Consider the following 18,993-nt stretch of genomic DNA (forward strand, 5'->3'; position numbering starts at 1 on the left):
GGCCGGCAGCAAGCTCGCCAGGCACGCTCAGGCCGCCAGCAAGCAGGCGAGCAGTGGTCGGGCTGTCAGCGAGCGCGCCAGTAGCGTTCGGGCCGCCCGCAAGCAGGCCAGCAGTGGTCGGGCTGTCATCAAGCGGGCCAGTAGCGTTCGGGCCGCCAGCGAGCGCGCCAGTAGCGGTCGGGCCGGCAGCAAGCGAGCCACCAGCCAAGCGGGCCAGCAGCGCTCAGACCGCCAGCAAGCGCGCCAGCAGCGCCGGGTCCACATTGCCGCCGGAAACCACCGCGACCCCCGCCCCACCGAGCTTGGCCTGCGCCGCCACCGCGACGGCCCCGCTCGGCTCGGCGATCAGCCGCGCCCGCCGGGCCAGGCCGGTCACCGCCGCGAGGATCTCGTCCTCCGACACGGTGATCACGTCGTCCACGTACGAGCTGATGTGCGCCCAGGTGAGAGCCGAGGGCTCGTCCCGGAGAGCGTCAGCGACCGTCCGAGCGCGTGTCAGTGGATCCCAGCGCACCAGTTCGCCCGTTCTGAGCGATTCCGCGATGTCCGCGGCCAGTTCGGGCTCCGCGCCGAGCACGCGGACGTCCGGGCGCAGCGACTTGATCGCCGTGGCGACGCCGGAGATCAGTCCGCCGCCGGACATCGGCACGACGACCGCCTCGACGTCCGGCAGGTCGGCGAGGATCTCCAGGCCGATGGTGCCCTGGCCGGCGATCACGTCGGGGTGGTCGAACGGCGGGATCAGCGCCGCGCCGCGTTCGGCCACCAGGGCCTCGGCGCGTTCGACGCGTTCGGTGATGCCGACGATGAAGACCTCGGCCCCCAGCGCCTTCGTGGCCTCGATCTTGACCGCCGGGGTGTTGTCCGGCATCACGATCGCGGCCGGCACTCCGTGCAGGCGCGCGGCGAACGCCACGGCCTGCGCGTGGTTGCCGCTGGAGTAGGCGACTACGCCGTTCGCGCGGTTCTCCAGGCGTGCCAAGGCGTTCAGCGCGCCCCGGAGTTTGAACGCGCCGACGGGCTGCAGGTTCTCCGGTTTGAGCCAGCCCGGGCCGAACGGCAGCAGCGGCGTGCGCACCACGTGCGGCGCGATGACCGCCGCCGCCGAACGGATGTCTGGGAGCGCGATCATCCGAGGATCGACGCGAGCAGCTCGGGTTCGATGTTGCCGCCGGAGACCACCGCGACGGCCGGACCGGCCGGCAGTTCGCGGTTCAGGTACGCCGCCACGGCGACGGCACCGCTCGTCTCGGACACGACCCGCGCGCGGCGGGAGATCTGCCTCACCGCGTCCCGGATCTCGTCCTCGGAGACAGTGACGACGTCGTCCACGTACTCGCGGATGTGCGCCCACGTCAGTTCGGAGGGCTCGGCGCGCAGTCCGTCCGCCCCGGTCCGGGCGCGATCGTGCGCGTCCCAGCGGACCAGCTCACCGGCGGCGAACGACGCGGCGGTGTCACCGGCCAGCTCGGGCTCGACACCGATTACCCGGACGTTGGGGCGCAACGACTTCACCGCCGCCGCGACGCCCGAGATCAGTCCGCCGCCACTCACCGGCACCAGGACCGTCGCCACGTCGGGGAGGTCGGCGAGGATCTCCAGGCCGATGGTGCCCTGGCCGGCGATCACGTCCGGGTGGTCGAACGGCGGGATGAGCGTCGCCTTGCGCTCCTCGACCAGTTCGTAGGCGCGCGACTCGCGTTCGGTGATGCCGACGACGAACACCTCGGCGCCGTGCGCCCGCGTCGCGTCGATCTTGAGCTGCGGCGTGTTCTCCGGCACGACGATCGCGGCCGGCATGCCGAGGATCTTGGCCGCGTAGGCGACCGCCTGCGCGTGGTTACCGCTCGAGTACGCCACGACACCGCGCGCCCGGTCCTCGGAAGGTATGCGGGACAACGCGTTCACCGCGCCGCGCTGCTTGAACGCACCGATCGGCTGCAGCGACTCTGGCTTGATCCACAGGCCGGAGTCGAAGGACAGCAACGGGGTGTGGACCACATGCGGGGCGATCGCGGCGGCGGCCGCGTGGACGTCTTCGAGAGTCACCAGGCGCATATGTCGATGATGCACGTCACCGGGGCACAACCGGTGAACTGTGCCCAACGTCCTACGTGTGTCATGTCTGAGAAGGAGAAGATCACCCCCGTCAAGCTCATCGCGAGTGTGCTCGCCGCCGCCACCGCGGCCGTGCTGAGCCTTCGCCTCAACGTCGTCGGCACCATCGTCGGTGCGATCCTCGCGAGCGTCGTGACCACAGTGGGCGCCGTGTTCTACCAACGGTCGATGGAACGCGAGAAGCGCTGGCAGGTAATCGCCGTCGGCGGAGTGCTCGTGTTCGTGGTGACCGTCCTCACAGCGACGAGCGTCCAGCTCGTCACCGGCAAACCGGTCACGGCCGATCCCGGTCAACCGTCCACAAGCACCCAAACCGAGACGCACACCGAGACGACGAAGACCGAGACGATCACCGTCACGGCCCCTCCGAGCACGTCGGGTCAGTCTCCGTCCGAAACCACGACGACGACCGCGCCCTCGTCGACGACAGGATCGCGACAGCCGACGGACAGCTCGACGCCGCCGTCGACCTCCGACCCCATTGGGTGATCACGTCACTACGTTGAGCGACAGTTAACTGTCAATTGCTACGCGCTGGAGTTGATCCGTCGTGAGCTGTGACACACTTCGTTCACGTTCGAGGTGGGGCGTCATAGCCGATAGGTCCGCAACTTCACTCGAACGGGCGAAATGATTCGGTCCGAAAGAGACCGGGAGGAGGCGCAATGAGGCTCGTGGCACGTCCGCTTGAGCCCGGCGCCTTCGGTGGAGGACACAGCGCCTGCACCGGATTAGAGAGGCAACTGTGGACGGGAGGGGTGGGGCGACCCCTGCCGCCGCCCCACCACCCGTCCCCCTAGAGCCCCCGAGAGAGGTCCCTGCAACCGATCTCTCGGGTACCCCTGCACCCGAAAGTGAGGGAGACGTCTGATGAACCGCACGAGTGCGGCCCGTGTAACCGGTGCCCTGATTCTCGCCACCGGAGTCGTCACTGCTCTCAGCGTACCGGCGTTTGGCGCCCCTGCCGCACCGGTCACCGGATCCGGTTCCGATACGGAGAGCTACCCGGCCGAATTGCTCCAAGCGGTCCAGCGTGATTTGGGCCTGAACGCTGACCAGGCACGCGTCCGGTTGGCCAATGACGCCCAGTCAGGCCAAGTCGCGGAGTCCGCGAAGGCCTCCCTGGGCGACGCGTTCGGCGGAGCCTGGATCGACCAGGCGAGCGGCAGACTGACGGTGGCGGTGACCAGGCCGGGACTCTCCGTGACCGGCGCGGACACCAAGGTCGTCACGAACTCGCTCTCCCAGCTGACCGGCACCAAGTCGGTCCTGGACCTCATGAACGCCCCTTCGGCGATCACGAGCTGGCGCGTCGACGAGCAGTCGAACAGCGTCGTCGTCGAGGTCAACAAGAACGTGCGCGACGCGGCCGCGGACCAGTGGATCGCGACCGCCAAGTCGATCAGCGGTTCGGTCCGCGTCGCCGAGGTGACCGAGAGCCCGACCCCGCTGTACGACCTGCGCGGCGGTGACGCCATCTACATGGGCGGCGGCCGTTGCTCGCTCGGCTTCTCCGTGTCCGGTGGTTACGTCACCGCAGGTCACTGTGGCCGCACGGGCACCGCTGTGTCCGGTTACAACCGCGTCGCACAGGGCACGTTCGCCGGCTCGGTGTTCCCGGGCAACGACTACGCGCACGTCCGCACGAACGCGAACTGGACGCCGCGGCCGTGGGTCAACCGCTACGGCGGCGCGAACGTCATCGTGCGCGGCAACACCGAGGCCGCCGTCGGCGCGCAGATCTGCCGGTCCGGTTCGACGACCGGGTGGCGCTGCGGCACCGTCCAGGCCAAGAACCAGACCGTGAACTACCCGCAGGGCTCGGTCCGGGGCCTCACCCGCACCAACGCCTGCGCCGAGGGTGGCGACTCGGGTGGTTCGTGGGTGGCGGGCTCCGGCTTCGGCCAGGCCCAGGGCGTGACGTCCGGCGGTTCCGGCAACTGCCGGACCGGTGGCACCACGTTCTTCCAGCCGCTCAACCCGATCCTGTCGCGCTACGGCCTGACCCTCACGCGCGGCTGATCTAGCTGAACTGAACAGACCGTTTCGAGAGCCCGTACCAGAAGCCTTCAACGCTGGTACGGGCTTTCTCGTCGCTCGCCGCGCCCAGGGCCACGAACAGCGGCGCGAAGTGCTCAGTCCTCGGATGTGCGATGCCGGCGGCCGGTGCCTTCAGCTGGAAGTCGAGCAGCGCGTCGACGTCGCCGTTCGCGAGCTGCTGGTCCGCCCAGTCGTCGAACTCCTTCGACCACGACGGCGGCTCGTAGTCCGGTCCGGCGGGGAAGTTCACGCAGCTCAGGTTGTGCGTCATGAACCCGCTGCCGACGATCAGGACGTTGCGGTCCCGCAGCGGCGCGAGCTTGCGGCCGATCTCGTGCAGCTCGCGCGGGTCGAGCGTGGGCATCGACATCTGCAGCACCGGCACGTCAGCGTCCGGGAACATCTCCTTCAACGGCACATAGGCGCCGTGGTCGAGCCCGCGCTGTTCGTCCTGCTCGACATGGCCGCCGAGGAGCTTGCGCACGTCGTTCGCGAGCTCGGGTGCGCCCGGCGCCTCGTAGGTGACCTCGTAGTAGCGCTGCGGGAAGCCCCAGAAGTCGTAGACCAGCGGCACGGTCGTCGTCGCGCCGATGGTGGTCGGCGCCTCCTCCCAGTGCGCGGAGACCATGAGCACGGCCTCCGGGCGCGGGAGGGTGGCGGACCAGTCCTTGAGCTCTCTGGTCCACGTCTCGTCGTCAGCCAGCGGGGGAGCCCCGTGGCTCAGGTACAGCACAGGTGCGCTCACGTCTTCGAGAGTACGCCTATTAGTTCAAATTTCAACTAGTAAGTTCAGTTTTGAACGACTCGGCGGCCTTGCGGGGGTCCTCGGCGTCGGTGATGGCCCGGACGACGACCACTCGGGTGGCTCCGGCGGCTTTCACTTCGTGGAGGTTCGTGAGGTCGATGCCGCCGATCGCGAACCACGGCCGGTCGGTCCTCGTGGCGCGGACGAGGTCGAGTCCCGGTGCCGGACGGCCCGGCTTGGTCGGCGTCGGCCAGCACGGGCCGGTGCAGAAGTAGTCGACGCCGGGTTCCGCGGCCGCCTCGGTCATCTGGGCGACGTCGTGCGTGGACCGGCCGATCACCACCTCGTCGCCGACGATCCGGCGGGCGAGCGCGACGGGCAGGTCGTCCTGGCCGAGGTGCAGCACATCGGCTTGTACGGCGTGCGCGATGTCCGCGCGGTCGTTGACGGCGAGCAGCCTGCCGTGGCGTTCGGTGGCCTCGGCGAGGACCTCGATCGCCTCGATCTCCTGCTTCGCCTCCAGTGACTTGTCCCGCAACTGGATGATGTCGACGCCGCCCGCGAGTGCCTCGTTCGCGAACTCGGCCAGATCAGGCCGGTTCGGCGTGCAGAGGTAGAGGGTCGCGTCGGCGAGTCGTTGCCTGATCAGGTTTCCGTCGAGTCCTGGCACGCACGCACGTTAACCGTTATGTTGAAGTCGGTCCGCACGGGAGCCTGGAGAACACCGGGCTGAGAGGGAGCGTGGTTCGCTCCGACCGTCGAACCTGATCCGGGTCATGCCGGCGCAGGGAGCGTGAATGCCTTGAGCAGTGTGGAAGTGGCCGTCCGGGGTGGCGGTGTCATCGGGCTGTCCGTGGCCTTGTTCGCGGCGCGTGCCGGGTTCTCGGTGTCGTTGTGCGATCTCGGTTCGCCGCATGCGGGCTCGCGGGTCGCGGGCGGCATGCTCGCGCCGGTCAGCGAGGCCTGGCCGGGTGAGGAAACCGTTACCGCGCAGGGTGTTGAGGCGTTGGCGATGTGGCCGGAGTTCGCCGCCTCGCTGAACGTAGGATTGTTCAACAATGGAACGATGGTCGTGGGTGTCTCGCCCGGCGACCTCGACGACCTTCGTAGAATTGCAGGATTGTTCAACGATCCGAGTGTAGGATTGTTGAACAATCGGGCGATCCGACAACTCGAGCCCACCCTCGGGCCTGCCGTGCGCGGCGGGATGCTCGTCGCCGGAGATCTGGCCGTCGACAACCGCGAGCTGCTTTCCGCGCTGCACAAGGCGTGCGCCGAGGAGGGCGTGACCTTCCAGTCCGATGTGGACGCCAAGGTCACGGTGATCGCCGCAGGCGCCTGGAGTGGCGAGCTGCACCCGGCGCTGAAGAACGTGATCCGCCCGGTGAAGGGCGAGATCCTGCGCCTCACCCACCGTCCTGGGGCGCTGCCGCCACCGTCACGAACGATCCGCGGCTCGGTCCACGGCCGATCCATATACCTGGTGCCGCGCAAGGGCGGCGTGGTCGTCGGCGCGACCCAGTACGAGGCAGGGTTCGACACCGACGTGTCCGTCGCGGGCGTGCGAGACCTGTTGCGGGACGCGGAAACCGTGCTGCCGGGCATCGCCGAGTACGCGCTGACCGAGGCCGCCGTCGGGTTCCGCGCGGGCAGCCCGGACAACGTCCCGATCGTGCGCTGGCTCGAACCGGGCGTCATCGCCGCGACCGGCCACCACCGCAACGGCCTCTTGCTGGCCCCGCACACCGCTCGTCTCGTGGTCGAGCTGATCGAGGGAGGAAGTTCGTGAAGGCACAGGTGAACGGGACTTCCCGTGACTTGGCCGAGGGCACGTCGGTGGCCGCGGTCGTGACGCTGGTGGGAGCACCCGACAAGGGCGTGGCCGTCGCGCTCGACGGTGCCGTGGTGCCGAGGGCGTTGTGGGACAGGACGATCGTGCCGGACGGCGGCGTGGTCGAGGTGCTGACCGCGGTCCAGGGAGGCTGACGTGGACGATCCGCTGATCATCGCGGGCCGGGAGTTCCGGTCCAGGCTCATCACCGGCACCGGTGGTGCCGCGAACCTCTCGGTGCTGGAACGGGCCCTGGTCGCGTCCGGCACCGAGCTGACCACCGTGGCGATGCGCCGCGTCGACGCCGCTGGTCAGACCGGCGTGCTGGAGTTGTTGCGGCGCCTTGGAATCGAGGTCCTGCCGAACACGGCGGGATGCCGCACGTCCGCCGAGGCCGTGCTGACGGCCCAGTTGGCGCGTGAGGCGCTGGAGACGAACTGGGTCAAGCTCGAAGTCGTGCACGACGAGGAGACCCTGCTGCCGGACCCGGTCGAGCTGCTCGACGCGGCCGAACGGCTGGTGCACGACGGCTTCGTCGTCCTGCCCTACACCAGCGACGATCCGGTGCTGGCGTTGAAGCTCCAGGACATCGGGTGCGCGACGGTCATGCCGCTGGGCTCTCCCATCGGCACGGGTCTAGGCATCCGCAACCCGCACAACATCGAGCTGATCACTTCCCGTGCTTCTGTTCCAGTAGTTCTGGACGCGGGCATCGGCACGGCCTCGGACGCGGCCCTGGCGATGGAACTCGGCTGTTCAGCGGTGTTGCTGGCGACCGCGGTCACCCGAGCCCAGGACCCGGAACGGATGGGCGCCGCCATGCGTTGTGCGGTCGAGGGCGGACGGCTGGCAAGGCTGGCCGGACGAATTCCGCAGCGCTTTTGGGCCCAAGCATCTTCGCCGGGTCTCTGAGTCGCTACCTTGTGTACTCACGTGTTGGGGGATGATTGAGCACTACCTGAAATCCGCCGAGGAGGACGACTAGCCGTGACGGCCCCCATTGACGCCGAGGTCGAGGACGCGACCGCGCGTCTGTACCTGGCGATCGGCCGGCTGGCCCGGTTGCTGCGACGCACCGGTTCCCCCGGACTCGGCCCGGGCGCGGTCTCCGCGCTGGCCACCCTCGCGCGCTGTGGCCCCATGCGCCTGGGAGACCTGGCGAACAAGGAGGGCGTGGCACCCCCGACGTTGTCGCGCATCGTCGCCGCACTGGTCGAGGCCGGGTACGTGAAGCGCGAACCCGACCCGCAGGACGGCCGCGCCTGGCTCGCCACCCCCACGCCCGAGGGCGAGACGATGGTGTCCGGCGTGCGGTCCGCGCGGGTGCGCGAGTTGCAGCGGCGGATCGAACAGCTCACGCCGGAGCACATCTCGGCCCTGGTGGGCGCTCTCGACGCGCTGGAGACGCTGGTGGGCGAGGAGCCGAAGTAGTCGGTTGCTGAACCGGTGTCGTGCCGGTTCAGCTTTCCTCGTCGAGCCTCCACTCGACACATGCAGGTCGCTGGCCGGTGCGCACGTACTCCTGCACGGCCTCATGAACCAGGTTGATCTGCACCTCGCTGCCTGGCGGGAAACAGAAGTGGTGGCTGTCCCAGGTGAAGTAGTCAGCATGGTCCAAGTTGGCGCCGGCAACGGGCACGAATCCTTCATCCTGCTCGCACCACATCAGCGCACCCCGGTCACGCCGCATGCCCACGACCAGGCTGGGAACAGCCTCGTCCGGAGAGTTCTGGAAGAACCACACGAACCCGCTGGAGTTGGTTTCGGCCTGCCGGACGAACTCACTCATGTCGGAGATCAACTCGTCGATGTCGGACACCTCGACCGCGTAGACCTCTTGCCGCTGCAGCACGGACAACGCTGTCATGCCTGTCCCTCATAGGTTTGTGAATACGGCTGTCCCTGCTGAGTGGTGCCGTGAACGACCAACGTATACCCCTTCGGCAGGTACGGCCTGAGCACGTCGTGACATCCGGTTGACTGGCGCAGGCCGGAGCGGCATGGGACGTGGTTGATGGTCACGTCGCAGCGGCGTAGTCCTTGCATCACCATCATCGTGGCGACCTTCATCTCGACATGTGCGCTGAGGAACCGGCGGCTCCTCAGCGAGCCGATGCCAAGCTCGTGCATTCTTCGCACGATCTCGGGAGTCCATGTGTCGTCTTCGCCGGACACGAACTTTCCGGGTGCTCCAGAGACGTATCCGACGGTCTTGCGGTTGGTGCGCTCGATCACCCGTGGTGGCAGCAAGTCCGCACACCAGCCTGAGTCGACCGGGTAACGCGATCCGTCTCGTGCAAGTACGCCTTGGAGGAGCGCTGGCTTCACCGAGCCGGAGTGGTCTCCGGACAGTTGGGCGAGGTGCCCCTCCAGCCGTTCGGCAAGGCCGATCAGTTCGTCCGACACCACGGCGAACCGCTCGCGCACGAGGTTGTCCAGCTGAGCCAGTTCTCCCGCCTCAGTCATCTCCGACCCGACCAACGCGCTGGCCAGTTGCTCGGCCGCATCGATCCACAGCGACTCGGCTGATGCCAGCTGAAGTGAAGCGTTCGAGACTTGGTTCAGTGCCTGGACCACTACCGCGATGACCTCACCGAGTGACGTCACGTGCCCCCGACCACTCCGAACAGCAGCGCAGAAGCCTGCTCTGCCGCGTGTGGGTTCAGCCGATAGTGGAAGTGGGGACGACCGGCTGTCTCCTGGTCCGGTAGGTCGCGTGTGACGTAGCCGGCTTCGTAGAGGTCTTGCACACTCCGGCGTACGGCGACGTCCTTGCGGCGGATCTTGTCGCACAGTTCGGCCACGGTGAAGGATTGCCGGGGCTCGTCGTGCAGGACCTTGAGGACTCGCTGGTAACGCGGCAGACCAGGTAGAGGCGCTATCGGACGCGTTTCACCGTTCTGTTCATTCGCGAGGAAAGCTCGAACGACGTTTTCGGTGCCTACCGTCAGCCGGTAGTGGGCAGCCCTGTTTTCCACATCCTCATGCGTCACCACACCTACGCGCTGGAGCGCTTTCAACGCGTACCAGACAGATGCGAAAGTGCGTCGAGGTCCGCCGCGAGCGGCTTGTGTGGCCGTCAACGACTCCGGTGCGCTGTCGAGAAGCCGAGCGAGAAGGTGTCGCTTGAGCGCCAGCCCTCCAGGGGACAGCCCATCCAGCGCGGATGCAATACGTTCGGTCACAGTTGAAGCATCGACAGGCTGACATGGCGATGGCAGACGACAACGACGGACATGGGAGGACATGGGCGATGTCCAGCGAGGCCGGTGTGACCAGTGAGGGAAAGCGGGCCACGCCCAACATCGTGCTGATCGCCCGGCGTCAGGCCAAAGGGTGGGGACGAGAGCGACTCGCGAGGGAGTTCGAGAGGCTCGGTCGGCTTCTGGATCTTCCGACGCCGGAGTTGAGCGCCATGACAAAGGCCATCTACCGCCACGAGACAGGTCGTGCCGCTGTTAGAGACGAGGTCTACATCCGGCTCTACTGCGCTGCGTTCGAGACCAACTCACACGACCTGTTCGGCACTCTCAGCGGAGATGTCCAGGCCGACGGGTCGTGTGGGCTCACCAGTCACAAGTTCGTACCCGTGTACCTCGGGTCCGAGTTGCTCCCTGTTCTCATCGAGGCAGCGCGCCTCGCACCCGGTGCTGTGCAGTGGGCGGGCTGCCACGTCGGGCAGGTCGAACATCCCGCAGGGGTTTGCACGCTGTACGCCTTTCCTTGGGGCGTAGGGGTCTTTCACCTGGCGGAGGATCTCTCCGTGCCGAACATCGCCAGTCTCGCGGTCTGGCGGCGACAGACCTATCGCGATGCTCGCCAGTGGGCGACCGACTGGCTCCGCGAGGCCACCGGGTCCGAGATCCCGGTGGCGCACTACGTGTTGTCCGCATATTGGGTGCACGAGCCGCCGTGGAGAGGTCGTGAACTGACGATCGCGCTTCGGTTGCTGAGCATGCCGCGAGTGTTGCTCGATCGGGGAACCGATGACGCTGGACCATCGCTTCACCACGCTGAGTTGGTTGAGCAGGCGCTGCTGCGGGACGGATTCCACGATGGACGGATCGACGAGTTCGGGGTCGGTGGTTTGTCCATCGGGTGTGCCAGTTGGGCCGGCCTCAGCTACTACCCGCAAGCCCCAGGGCGTGCCCTGCAGGTATCCGATCTGATCGAGTGCGAGCTGCTGGTGCAGGCGTTGTGGTCCTACTGCCATCACGTGCACGAACAGGTTGAACAAGGACATGATCCCGTTGTTCCTGCTGAGTACGGGTGGCGCTGGGTTCGGGCTGTCAGGTCTCGCCTGACTGTCACCAGACCGCAGGAAACGGCTCAGCACGCCTCCATGCGCAGCGCGGTGCTGGAAACCAGCGAGCTGGGAAAGCACCTGACCACCGCGCTGGAGTTGTTGCGCGACGTGGACGGAGAATGAAGCAGTGGATCTGGTCAAGAGCGTCCTGGTGGTAGTCGACGTGCAGAACGGCTTCGTGTCCAGCAAGTCGGCGCCCATCGTGCCTCGTGTCGCTGATGTGGTGCGGCGCTGGGAGCAGTTGGGTGGAGCGACCCTGTTCACCAGGTTCGTCAACTATCCGGAGTCACCGTACGAACGGCTGATCCACTGGTCACGGATGCAGAAACCTCCGGAGATCGACATCGTCGGCGATCTGGTCGAAGCATCGCAGCGAGCAGTCGGAGTCCTCGACAAGCCGATCTACTCCTTGTTCACCGATGAGGGCACCGCGGTCGTCGCTGATCACGGTTGGACCGACATCGTGATCGTCGGCATCGCCACCGAGTCGTGCGTTCTCAAGACGGCCTGCGATGCCTTCGAACGCGGTCTGACGCCTTGGGTGATCACGGATGCGGTCTACAGCCACGCGGGAGAGGAGCCGCACGAGGCAGGGCTGCTGGTCACCGGTCGGTTCATCGGCCGACGGCAGCTCGTCGACGCTGACACGCTGTTCACCGAGAAGTTGGTCGTTACCGCGTGAGTCGCCCTGTAGCGGTCCTGGACATCGATGGAACCGTGGCCGATGTCCGGCACCGGCTTCACCTGCTCGACTCGGACTCACCCAGCAAGTGGGCGGACTTCTTCGACGCCGCCGGTGATGACGAAGTACTGCCGCAGGGTGCCGAACTCGCCCACAAGCTGGCCGCCGATCACGACATCGTCTGGCTGACCGGCAGGCCTGCACGGATCATGGAACTCACCCGGCGATGGCTTGCCGAGCAGGGCTTGCCGCCCGGCGCGTTGCTGATGCAGCGCGAGGGCGACAAGCGGCCGGCTCGGGTGGTCAAGCTCGAACGGATCCAGGAACTCCAGTACCGCCACACAGTCGTCATGATCGTGGACGACGATCCGCGCGTGGTTCGCCATCTTCGAGAAGCTGGGCTTCCCGTTCACCAGGCAACCTGGTCACCTTGGACTCCCAGGCACGGCAACGAGGACGAGGTAGCGCCTGGTGGCGCTCGCTACCTGTCGAGCTTCCAGAACGGCGACACCGGGCCGACGCCGCCACCCAGCGGGTAGGACGCCGCGACCGACCGAACGATGAAGTCCTTGCCGAACCGCACGGCCTCCGGCACCGAAGCACCACGAGCGAGCGCAGAGCTGATCGACGACGCCAAAGTGTCGCCGCTGCCGTGCGTGTTCTCGGTGTCGTAGCGCGGGCCGGGCAGTTCGATGAACTCGCGGCCGTCGTAGAGCAGGTCGAGGCACTCCGGGTCGTCCCACATGTGGCCGCCCTTCACGAGCACCCACTCCGGACCCAGGGCGTGCAACGCCTCCGCCGCCACGCGCTGGTCCACGCGGTCCTTCACCTCGATGCCGGTGATCAGCCGCACCTCGTCGAGGTTCGGCGTCACCAGCGTCGCGCGCGGGAACAGCAGGCCGCGCAACGCGTCCAGGGCGTTGTCGGCGAGGAGTTGGTTGCCGTGCATGGACGCCGAGACCGGGTCGACGACGAACGGCGTCCTGCCCGAGCCGATGCCGACGCGGTCCAGGGCCGGTGTGATGGCCTCGATGATCGCCGCCGACGCGAGCATGCCGGTCTTCGCGGCCTGCACACCGATGTCCTCGGCGACCGAGATGATCTGCGCCGCGACGACGTCCGCCGGGATCTCCGAGACTCCCGTGACGCCCAAAGAGTTCTGGACCGTCACGGCCGTCAGCGCGACGCAGCCGTGCACTCCGCACGCGAAGAGCGTGCGGAGGTCGGCCTGGATACCCGCACCACCGCCGGAATCGCTTCCGGCGATGGTGAGGACCCTGGGTGGTGGTTCGGTCACGAAGTCTCCACGACCGGGAGATAGACCTTCTTGCCCGTGTCGACGAACTCGTCGGACTTCTCCGCCATGCCCGCCTCGATCGCCTCCACTGTGGACAGTCCGCGTTCCTCGGCGTAGCGCCGCACGTCCTGCGTGATCTTCATGGAGCAGAACTTCGGCCCGCACATCGAGCAGAAGTGTGCCGTCTTCGCCGGTTCCGCGGGGAGCGTCTCGTCGTGGAACGAGCGCGCGGTGTCCGGGTCGAGCGACAGGTTGAACTGGTCCTCCCAGCGGAACTCGAAGCGCGCCTTGGACAACGCGTCGTCCCAGTCCTGGACGCCGGGGTGGCCCTTGGCGAGGTCCGCACTGTGCGCCGCGATCTTGTACGTGATCACGCCGATCTTCACGTCGTCGCGGTTCGGCAGACCCAGGTGCTCCTTCGGCGTGACGTAGCAGAGCATCGCGGTGCCCAGCCAGCCGATCTGCGCCGCGCCGATCGCGGACGTGATGTGGTCGTACGCCGGCGCGATGTCCGTGGCCAGCGGCCCGAGGGTGTAGAACGGCGCCTCGCCGCACCACTCCTCCTCGAGCCGGACGTTCTCGGCGATCTTGTGCATCGGCACGTGGCCGGGGCCCTCGATCATGACCTGGACGTCACGGGCGCGTGCGATGTGCGTGAGCTCGCCGAGGGTCCTGAGCTCGGCGAACTGCGCCTCGTCGTTGGCGTCCGCGATGGAACCCGGCCGCAGCCCGTCGCCCAGCGAGAACGTCACGTCGTAGGTGCGCAGGATGTCGCAGAGTTCCTCGAAGTGCGTGTAGAGGAAGCTCTCCTTGTGGTGCGCGAGGCACCACGCGGCCATGATCGCCCCACCGCGCGAGACGATGCCCGTGACGCGCTTGGCCGTCAGCGGCACGTACCGCAGCAGCACGCCCGCGTGCACGGTCATGTAGTCGACGCCCTGCTCGGCCTGCTCGATCACGGTGTCGCGGTAGACCTCCCACGACAGCGCCGCCGGGTCGCCGTTCACCTTCTCCAGTGCCTGGTAGATCGGCACGGTGCCGATCGGCACGGGCGAGTTGCGCAGGATCCACTCGCGCGTCTCGTGGATCCGTTTGCCGGTGGAGAGGTCCATGATCGTGTCGGCACCCCAGCGGGACGCCCACACCATCTTGTCGACCTCGTCCTCGATCGACGACGACACCGCGGAGTTGCCGATGTTGGCGTTGATCTTCACGAGGAACTTCTTGCCGATGATCATCGGCTCGGCCTCGGGGTGCTTGCGGTTCAACGGAATGACCGCACGCCCGATGGCCACCTCCTCGCGCACGAACTCCGCGTCGAGGTTCTCTCGCACCGCGATGTAGCGCATCTCCGGGGTGATGATCCCGGCCTTCGCGTACGCGAGCTGACTGACAGCTCCGTTGATCGGTTCCCGTTCGGCGATCCACCCCGACCTCAGGTCAGGAAGTCCACTGTGGACGTCGATGGTCGCGTTGTCGTCGGTATACGGACCGGAAGTGTCGTACAGATCGACATGTTCGCCGTTGGTCAGTTCCACCCTGCGAAAAGGCACACCATCGCGGTACACCTTGCGAGACCCAGAGATCGGGCCGGTGGTCACACTGGGCTTGACCGAACGGTCGTCAAGTGCCGTCACGACATTCCTCCCTACGCCGGCATTACCCGGTCAGGTTCAGGCGGTCGGTGACGCCGGCACTACTGCCAGTCACCCTCTCAGCCCGCTTTGGCGCGAGCTCCCGCGTTGTGTTGAGTTGTCGAGAACCGACCATAGTCAGAGCGCGCCGTAGCTGCCAAGGGCGTCGTTTGCCCCTAATCTCTTCCTCGTGGCTGATCACCAGCCGTTCCCGCCCGGCGCGCGTCGCGGTCAGCGCCCCGCCGTGGTCTCGGCATGCCCTTCCTGCGGGGAACTCGCAGGTCGCGGCTACCCCGACTGCGGCTTCTGCGCGGAACTGCTCGACCAGTTCTGGCTCGCGGACTGGGAGGCGCTGCGCACGTCGTCCCAGCTGGCGGACCGCGAGCTGGCCGAACTGGTCACCTCCGCGGACGTCGGCCAGTACCCGTGGACGTGCGTCGACTGGGCGATGACGCTGCTGGCGTGCTCACGCTGCGGAGCCGAACTGGGCACCGGGCCGGTCGAGTGCGTGCGGTGCGCGGTCACCGAGGAGCGCCGGTGGAGCTGGGATCACGCGGCGCACCCGTACACGATGAGCGCGAACGAGCACTTGCTGCGAGTCGCCCGCGCGGCCCTGCGCGCACCTCACCGGCGTCGTCCGGCCGTCGTGCAGGCCTGGCAGCTGGTGCTGCCGTTCCTGATCGCCGGTGAGGTGATCGAGTTCGGCCGTCTGGACCGGATCCGCGCGCACGTGCTGGCCGGCGGCTACGCGTCGATGGCCGCCTGCCACACCTTCGGTGAGCTGGCCGGGTTGCCGGAGCTCTTCTGGCGCCGCGGCAACCCGATCTCAACGCGGGTCGAGTACCAGCCGGATTCCGAGCGCCAGCAGCACGCCGCCCGACAGCTTCTCGAGCGCGGGACGGACGCGCGGCCGGCCGAGCCAGCCCCTGATCGTGTGCAGGATCGAGACGATGATCAGGTACCAGACGGTGTCGATCAGCACCCAGCCGATGGCGAGGAAGAGCAGAACCCCCTGGCCGGCCTCCCCGGCAGGCACGAACTGCGGTAGGAACGAGATCGCGAACACGCCGAGCTTCGGGTTGACCAGGTTCACGACCAGGCCGCTGCGGAACGCCTGGCTGGCCGGCGGCGGCGCGGCGTCGGGCAGGCTCCTGCTGATCAGGGCCTTGATGCCCAGGTAGATCAGGAAGAGGGCTCCCGCGATCCGGAGCGCGTGGAAGGCGATCTCGGACGCGGTGAGCAGGACGCTCAGGCCCAGGGCGGCGGCGACGGCCCAGCAGGCGACGCCGACCTCCATGCCGAACACCGTCGCCAGTGCGGCTTTTCGCCCGTGCACCGACTGTCGCAGGACCATGGCCGTGCCAGGTCCGGGCGACAGTGCGATGAGGAACGAGGCCGCGACGAAGGCGACGATGTTGTCGATGGGCATGCGTTGATGGTCGCCGACACGAGCAACTTGTTTCTTGACCTGGAGCGCGCTCCAGGATGTTCGGTAGGCCCATGACCTTGGAACTGGGCAAGCTGGGATTCGGCACGTGGGCCATGGGTGGACCGTTCTCCGGCCCGGACGGCCTGCCGGTCGGCTGGGGACCGGCTGACGACGGCGAGTCGGTCAAGGCGTTGCGCCGGGCGGTGGAGTTGGGCGTGACGCTGTTCGACACCGCGGACGTCTACGGCTGCGGGCACGCGGAGACCGTGGTGAGGCAAGCGCTTGCGGACGTGCGTGACCAGGTGTTGATCGCCACGAAGTGGGGCTGCGGTTTCGACGCCTCGTCGAGGCGGATGACCGGGAACGAGGGGTCGGTCGAGTACCTGCGCCGCGCCGTCGAGGGGTCGTTGCGGCGGCTGGGCACCGACCGGATCGACCTCTACCAGCTGCACGTGGGCGACCTGGGACTGGAGGAGGCGGCGCTGCTGCGCGACGAGTGCGAGGCGCTGGTCGCGGCCGGCAAGATCCGTGCCTACGGGTGGAGCACCGACGACGTCGAGCGGGCGCGGTTCTTCTGCGAGGGCGAGCACGGGATCGCGGCGCAGGCCGACATCAACCTGCTGTTCGACAACCCCGCGATGTACGCGGGCGACTTCGCGGTGCTGTGCCGGAGGCCGTTGGCGATGGGACTGCTGGCGCGGGAGACGTTCCCGGAGTTGCCTGCGGACGACGTGCGCGTCACGAACCCGTCCTGGCTGCGGTTCTTCGTCGACGGCCGGCCGTCACCGGAGTACTTCGCGGCCCGTGAGGCCGTTCGTGACGTGCTGACGTCGGGTGGCCGGACGTTGGTGCAGGGTGCGCTGGCGTGGTTCTGGGCGCGTTCTCCCCGCCTGGTGCCGATTCCGGGCGTCCGGACGGTGGCTCAGGTCGAGGAGAACGCGGGTGCTTTGGAGTTCGGTGCTTTGACGGTGGACGAGCTGGCACAGGTGGAGTCGGTGCTCCGGCCCCAGTCCTGAGTCCTAGTCCTCGTCGTCCTCGTCGAAGTTCGCGGGATCGGTCGGGTCCCACGAGAGGCCCGGCTGGTTCCACTCGTTGTCGCGCAGCATCCGCTTGGCTTCCTTCCGGTACCGGCCGATCAGGCGGTCGGTGTAGAGGAAGCCGTTGAGGTGGTCGGTCTCGTGCTGCAGGCAGCGCGCGAAGAAGCCGGTGCCCTCGACCTCGAACGGCTGCCCGTCGAGGTCCTGGCCGGTCACCTTCGCCCAGTGGGCGCGTCCGGTCGGGTACGCCTCGCCGGGCACGCTCAGGCAGCCCTCGAAGTCGTCGTCCGGGTCCGGCATGGTCTCCGGGACCCCGGAGGTCTCCAGCGTGGGGTTCACGATCGCACCGCGGTGCTGGACACCCTCGTCGTCCGGGCAGTCGTAGACGAAAATCCGCAGGTCGACGCCGATCTGGTTGGCCGCGAGCCCCACTCCGCGAGCCGCTGCCATCGTCTCGAACATGTCGTCGGCGAGGGTCTTCAGCCCGGTGTCGAACTCGGTGACCTCGCGCGTCGGGTTGTGGAGCACGGGGTCGCCGGCGATGCGGATGCGGTGGACGGCCATGGCTGAACTTTATGCGGTCCAAAACTGTCGGTGTCGCGCGGTAGGTTGGAACGATCACGTGATTGAATTGCCCGCACCTGAGATGGTGTGGCTACCGTGGGGAGCCAGATGGATCACGCCGAGACGCTCACCTCTGCTGACGGGCTGACCAGCCGCGAACGCACGATGCTCGCGTTCGAGCGTCAGTGGTGGAAGTACTCGGGATCCAAGGAACAGGCCATCAGGGAACTGTTCGACATGTCCGCGACCCGCTACTACCAGCTGCTCAACGCGCTCGTTGAATCCGAAGCCGCCCTGGCTGCCGATCCGATGCTCGTCAAACGGCTGCGCGGCGTCCGGACAGGCCGCCAAAGGGTTCGCGCCCGCGCCAGGAGCACCGAGGACCGATGACCTCCCCCGAGTCCGCAAGCCCGTCCCGTCCGGCCAAGGCCGCCGGCTTCGCCCTGCTCGGCGTCGCCGCCGTCGCGTTGGTGATCGGCGTTGTCAGCCTTTTCAGCGGGGGGTCTTCTGACACACCCCCTGTTGCCGGAGGGGCCTCCACAACGCCTCCTTCCGTGGCTACTACTTCCGCTTCCGCGCAGGCCTCTTCTGAGCCGCCTGTGTCGTCTTCTGCTGTTGGCACTACCTCGGCTTCGCCTACTGTGCCGGCTTCTTCTGTTGTGCCGCCTCCGCCTGTTACCCAGCCTGGGACGGTTAAGGCTCCGGTTCGGATTTACAACAACTCTACTATCACCGGGTTGGCATCCAGGGCCTCTGATGAGGTTCGGGCCAGTGGGTGGACGGTTGAGGGGACTGGGAACTACTCCGGTGGGACCATTCCCACCACCACCGTTTACTTCCGGCCCGGGACTGATGAGGAGGCTTCTGCCAAGGAGCTGGCCTCGGTGTTGCGGGCTCGGGTTGAGCCTCGGTTCGATGGGATCCAGTCTTCTGCTGCTGGGATCATTTTGATTGTCACCAATGATTATCAGGGTGTTTCTAAGAGTAAGTAGGGGTCGCGGGTTTTGTGGGTGGTTTGGTTGCGGGCGGGCTTGCGGTTGCGTGCTTTCCCTGGGGGCGCTGCCCCCAGACCCCCGGCAATCTGATCAGGGGGTCCACGCCGTGCGTAGGTAGATGGCACGCCTGTTGCTTTGGGCGGCTGCCTGACGCTCCTATAGATGTCAAGCAGTGAGTGCGAGGTCTTTCATGATCGCTGTGTGGGCTTCGCGGAGGATATAGCGCTTGAGGCAGCGGATGATGTCGCGTTTGGTGAGGCCTTGTTCGGTGCGTCGTTGCAGGTAGGCCTGGGTGCGTGGGCAGTAGCGCAGGCG

At 67.3% G+C, this 18,993-nt stretch carries 23 protein-coding genes and 2 riboswitches; of the genes, 12 read left to right on the forward strand and 11 right to left on the reverse strand.

Annotated elements, in window-relative coordinates; genetic code table 11:
• Nucleotides 1-223: 223 nt before the first annotated feature.
• Together BLR21_RS22025 and BLR21_RS22030 are read right to left on the reverse strand one after the other, a co-directional pair.
• The gene (locus BLR21_RS22025) at nt 224-1,132 is read right to left on the reverse strand and encodes a threonine ammonia-lyase (protein WP_090007725.1); all 909 of its coding nucleotides are present in this window, start codon (nt 1,130-1,132) and stop codon (nt 224-226) included.
• Entirely contained in the window at nt 1,129-2,058 is a 930-nt protein-coding gene (locus BLR21_RS22030; RefSeq protein ID WP_090007727.1) for a threonine ammonia-lyase, read from the reverse strand. The genes BLR21_RS22025 and BLR21_RS22030 overlap by 4 nt, the downstream gene beginning before the upstream one ends.
• 63 nt (nt 2,059-2,121) lie before the next feature.
• Between BLR21_RS22030 and BLR21_RS22035 the strand changes: the two genes are divergently transcribed.
• Together BLR21_RS22035 and BLR21_RS22040 are read left to right on the forward strand one after the other, a co-directional pair.
• Nucleotides 2,122-2,607 (forward strand): hypothetical protein, encoded by a 486-nt coding sequence (locus BLR21_RS22035; RefSeq protein ID WP_090007729.1) that lies wholly within the window; start codon nt 2,122-2,124, stop codon nt 2,605-2,607.
• Nucleotides 2,608-3,189: 582 nt separating this feature from the next.
• A complete protein-coding gene (locus BLR21_RS22040) occupies nt 3,190-4,140 on the forward strand; it encodes a S1 family peptidase (protein ID WP_338061061.1) in 951 nt (316 codons plus the stop codon).
• 1 nt (nt 4,141) lies between these two features.
• On the opposite strand, the gene BLR21_RS22045 is transcribed toward BLR21_RS22040, so the two are convergent.
• Nucleotides 4,142-4,903: a dioxygenase family protein gene (locus BLR21_RS22045; protein WP_090007733.1), complete on the reverse strand. Its 762-nt coding sequence runs from the start codon at nt 4,901-4,903 to the stop codon at nt 4,142-4,144.
• Between the two features lie 31 nt (nt 4,904-4,934).
• A complete protein-coding gene (thiE, locus tag BLR21_RS22050; RefSeq protein ID WP_090007735.1) occupies nt 4,935-5,573 on the reverse strand; it encodes a thiamine phosphate synthase in 639 nt (212 codons plus the stop codon).
• 26 nt (nt 5,574-5,599) lie between these two features.
• Nucleotides 5,600-5,711, forward strand: a riboswitch (TPP riboswitch).
• Nucleotides 5,712-5,714: 3 nt separating this feature from the next.
• On the opposite strand from thiE, the gene thiO reads away from it, so the two are divergent.
• From thiO to BLR21_RS22070, 4 genes are all read left to right on the forward strand, one after another.
• Nucleotides 5,715-6,692 carry a glycine oxidase ThiO gene (gene thiO, locus BLR21_RS22055; protein WP_338061062.1) on the forward strand — a complete coding sequence of 326 codons (978 nt, stop codon included), beginning with the start codon at nt 5,715-5,717 and terminating at the stop codon, nt 6,690-6,692.
• A complete protein-coding gene (gene thiS, locus BLR21_RS22060; protein WP_090007739.1) occupies nt 6,689-6,889 on the forward strand; it encodes a sulfur carrier protein ThiS in 201 nt (66 codons plus the stop codon). Before thiO ends, thiS begins: the two co-directional genes overlap by 4 nt.
• Nucleotide 6,890: 1 nt before the next feature.
• On the forward strand, nt 6,891-7,646 hold the full coding sequence (thiG, locus tag BLR21_RS22065; protein WP_090007741.1) for a thiazole synthase: 756 nt from the start codon (nt 6,891-6,893) through the stop codon (nt 7,644-7,646).
• A 75-nt stretch (nt 7,647-7,721) separates the two neighbouring features.
• Nucleotides 7,722-8,165, forward strand: a complete 444-nt coding sequence (locus BLR21_RS22070) for a MarR family winged helix-turn-helix transcriptional regulator (RefSeq protein ID WP_229693556.1) — start codon at nt 7,722-7,724, stop codon at nt 8,163-8,165.
• 28 nt (nt 8,166-8,193) lie between these two features.
• On the opposite strand, the gene BLR21_RS22075 is transcribed toward BLR21_RS22070, so the two are convergent.
• Genes BLR21_RS22075 through BLR21_RS41745 form a run of 3 tightly spaced genes read right to left on the reverse strand, consistent with a single transcriptional unit; the run spans nt 8,194 to nt 9,919 of the window.
• The gene (locus BLR21_RS22075) at nt 8,194-8,601 is read right to left on the reverse strand and encodes an Imm1 family immunity protein (protein WP_090007743.1); all 408 of its coding nucleotides are present in this window, start codon (nt 8,599-8,601) and stop codon (nt 8,194-8,196) included.
• Entirely contained in the window at nt 8,598-9,341 is a 744-nt protein-coding gene (locus BLR21_RS22080; RefSeq protein WP_090007745.1) for a DddA-like double-stranded DNA deaminase toxin, read from the reverse strand. The genes BLR21_RS22075 and BLR21_RS22080 overlap by 4 nt, the downstream gene beginning before the upstream one ends.
• Nucleotides 9,338-9,919: a MarR family transcriptional regulator gene (locus BLR21_RS41745; RefSeq protein ID WP_143027820.1), complete on the reverse strand. Its 582-nt coding sequence runs from the start codon at nt 9,917-9,919 to the stop codon at nt 9,338-9,340. The genes BLR21_RS22080 and BLR21_RS41745 overlap by 4 nt, the downstream gene beginning before the upstream one ends.
• A gap of 68 nt (nt 9,920-9,987) precedes the next feature.
• On the opposite strand from BLR21_RS41745, the gene BLR21_RS22090 reads away from it, so the two are divergent.
• Genes BLR21_RS22090 through BLR21_RS22100 form a run of 3 tightly spaced genes read left to right on the forward strand, consistent with a single transcriptional unit; the run spans nt 9,988 to nt 12,261 of the window.
• On the forward strand, nt 9,988-11,163 hold the full coding sequence (locus tag BLR21_RS22090; RefSeq protein ID WP_143027821.1) for a hypothetical protein: 1,176 nt from the start codon (nt 9,988-9,990) through the stop codon (nt 11,161-11,163).
• Nucleotides 11,164-11,167: 4 nt separating this feature from the next.
• Nucleotides 11,168-11,722 (forward strand): isochorismatase family protein, encoded by a 555-nt coding sequence (locus BLR21_RS22095; protein WP_090007751.1) that lies wholly within the window; start codon nt 11,168-11,170, stop codon nt 11,720-11,722.
• Complete coding sequence (locus tag BLR21_RS22100; RefSeq protein WP_176929736.1) at nt 11,719-12,261, forward strand: phosphatase domain-containing protein; 543 nt, start codon at nt 11,719-11,721, stop codon at nt 12,259-12,261. Before BLR21_RS22095 ends, BLR21_RS22100 begins: the two co-directional genes overlap by 4 nt.
• On the opposite strand, the gene thiD is transcribed toward BLR21_RS22100, so the two are convergent.
• The 3 genes from thiD to BLR21_RS22125 all read right to left on the reverse strand — a co-directional run bounded on the left by thiD (nt 12,204) and on the right by BLR21_RS22125 (nt 16,082).
• A complete protein-coding gene (gene thiD, locus BLR21_RS22105) occupies nt 12,204-13,019 on the reverse strand; it encodes a bifunctional hydroxymethylpyrimidine kinase/phosphomethylpyrimidine kinase (protein ID WP_090007753.1) in 816 nt (271 codons plus the stop codon). The genes BLR21_RS22100 and thiD overlap by 58 nt on opposite strands.
• Complete coding sequence (gene thiC, locus BLR21_RS22110) at nt 13,016-14,656, reverse strand: phosphomethylpyrimidine synthase ThiC (RefSeq protein WP_090007755.1); 1,641 nt, start codon at nt 14,654-14,656, stop codon at nt 13,016-13,018. The genes thiD and thiC overlap by 4 nt, the downstream gene beginning before the upstream one ends.
• Nucleotides 14,646-14,770: riboswitch (TPP riboswitch) on the reverse strand. Its footprint overlaps the gene before it by 11 nt.
• Before the next feature lie 709 nt (nt 14,771-15,479).
• Nucleotides 15,480-16,082: a LysE family translocator gene (locus tag BLR21_RS22125; protein WP_090007760.1), complete on the reverse strand. Its 603-nt coding sequence runs from the start codon at nt 16,080-16,082 to the stop codon at nt 15,480-15,482.
• Between the two features lie 71 nt (nt 16,083-16,153).
• Between BLR21_RS22125 and BLR21_RS22130 the strand changes: the two genes are divergently transcribed.
• Nucleotides 16,154-17,098: an aldo/keto reductase gene (locus BLR21_RS22130; protein ID WP_218130926.1), complete on the forward strand. Its 945-nt coding sequence runs from the start codon at nt 16,154-16,156 to the stop codon at nt 17,096-17,098.
• 3 nt (nt 17,099-17,101) lie between these two features.
• Here the strand turns inward: BLR21_RS22130 and BLR21_RS22135 are convergent, their stop codons facing one another.
• Entirely contained in the window at nt 17,102-17,683 is a 582-nt protein-coding gene (locus BLR21_RS22135; protein ID WP_090007763.1) for a peptide deformylase, read from the reverse strand.
• 108 nt (nt 17,684-17,791) lie between these two features.
• Here BLR21_RS22135 and BLR21_RS22140 point away from each other — a divergent pair, with 108 nt between their 5' ends.
• Both BLR21_RS22140 and BLR21_RS22145 read left to right on the forward strand, forming a co-directional pair.
• The gene (locus BLR21_RS22140; RefSeq protein WP_030480610.1) at nt 17,792-18,073 is read left to right on the forward strand and encodes a DUF3263 domain-containing protein; all 282 of its coding nucleotides are present in this window, start codon (nt 17,792-17,794) and stop codon (nt 18,071-18,073) included.
• Nucleotides 18,070-18,675, forward strand: a complete 606-nt coding sequence (locus tag BLR21_RS22145; RefSeq protein ID WP_090007764.1) for a LytR C-terminal domain-containing protein — start codon at nt 18,070-18,072, stop codon at nt 18,673-18,675. The genes BLR21_RS22140 and BLR21_RS22145 overlap by 4 nt, the downstream gene beginning before the upstream one ends.
• Nucleotides 18,676-18,993 lie beyond the last annotated feature (318 nt).

Source organism: Lentzea albidocapillata subsp. violacea, from assembly GCF_900100275.1.
Classification (GTDB): domain Bacteria; phylum Actinomycetota; class Actinomycetes; order Mycobacteriales; family Pseudonocardiaceae; genus Lentzea; species Lentzea violacea.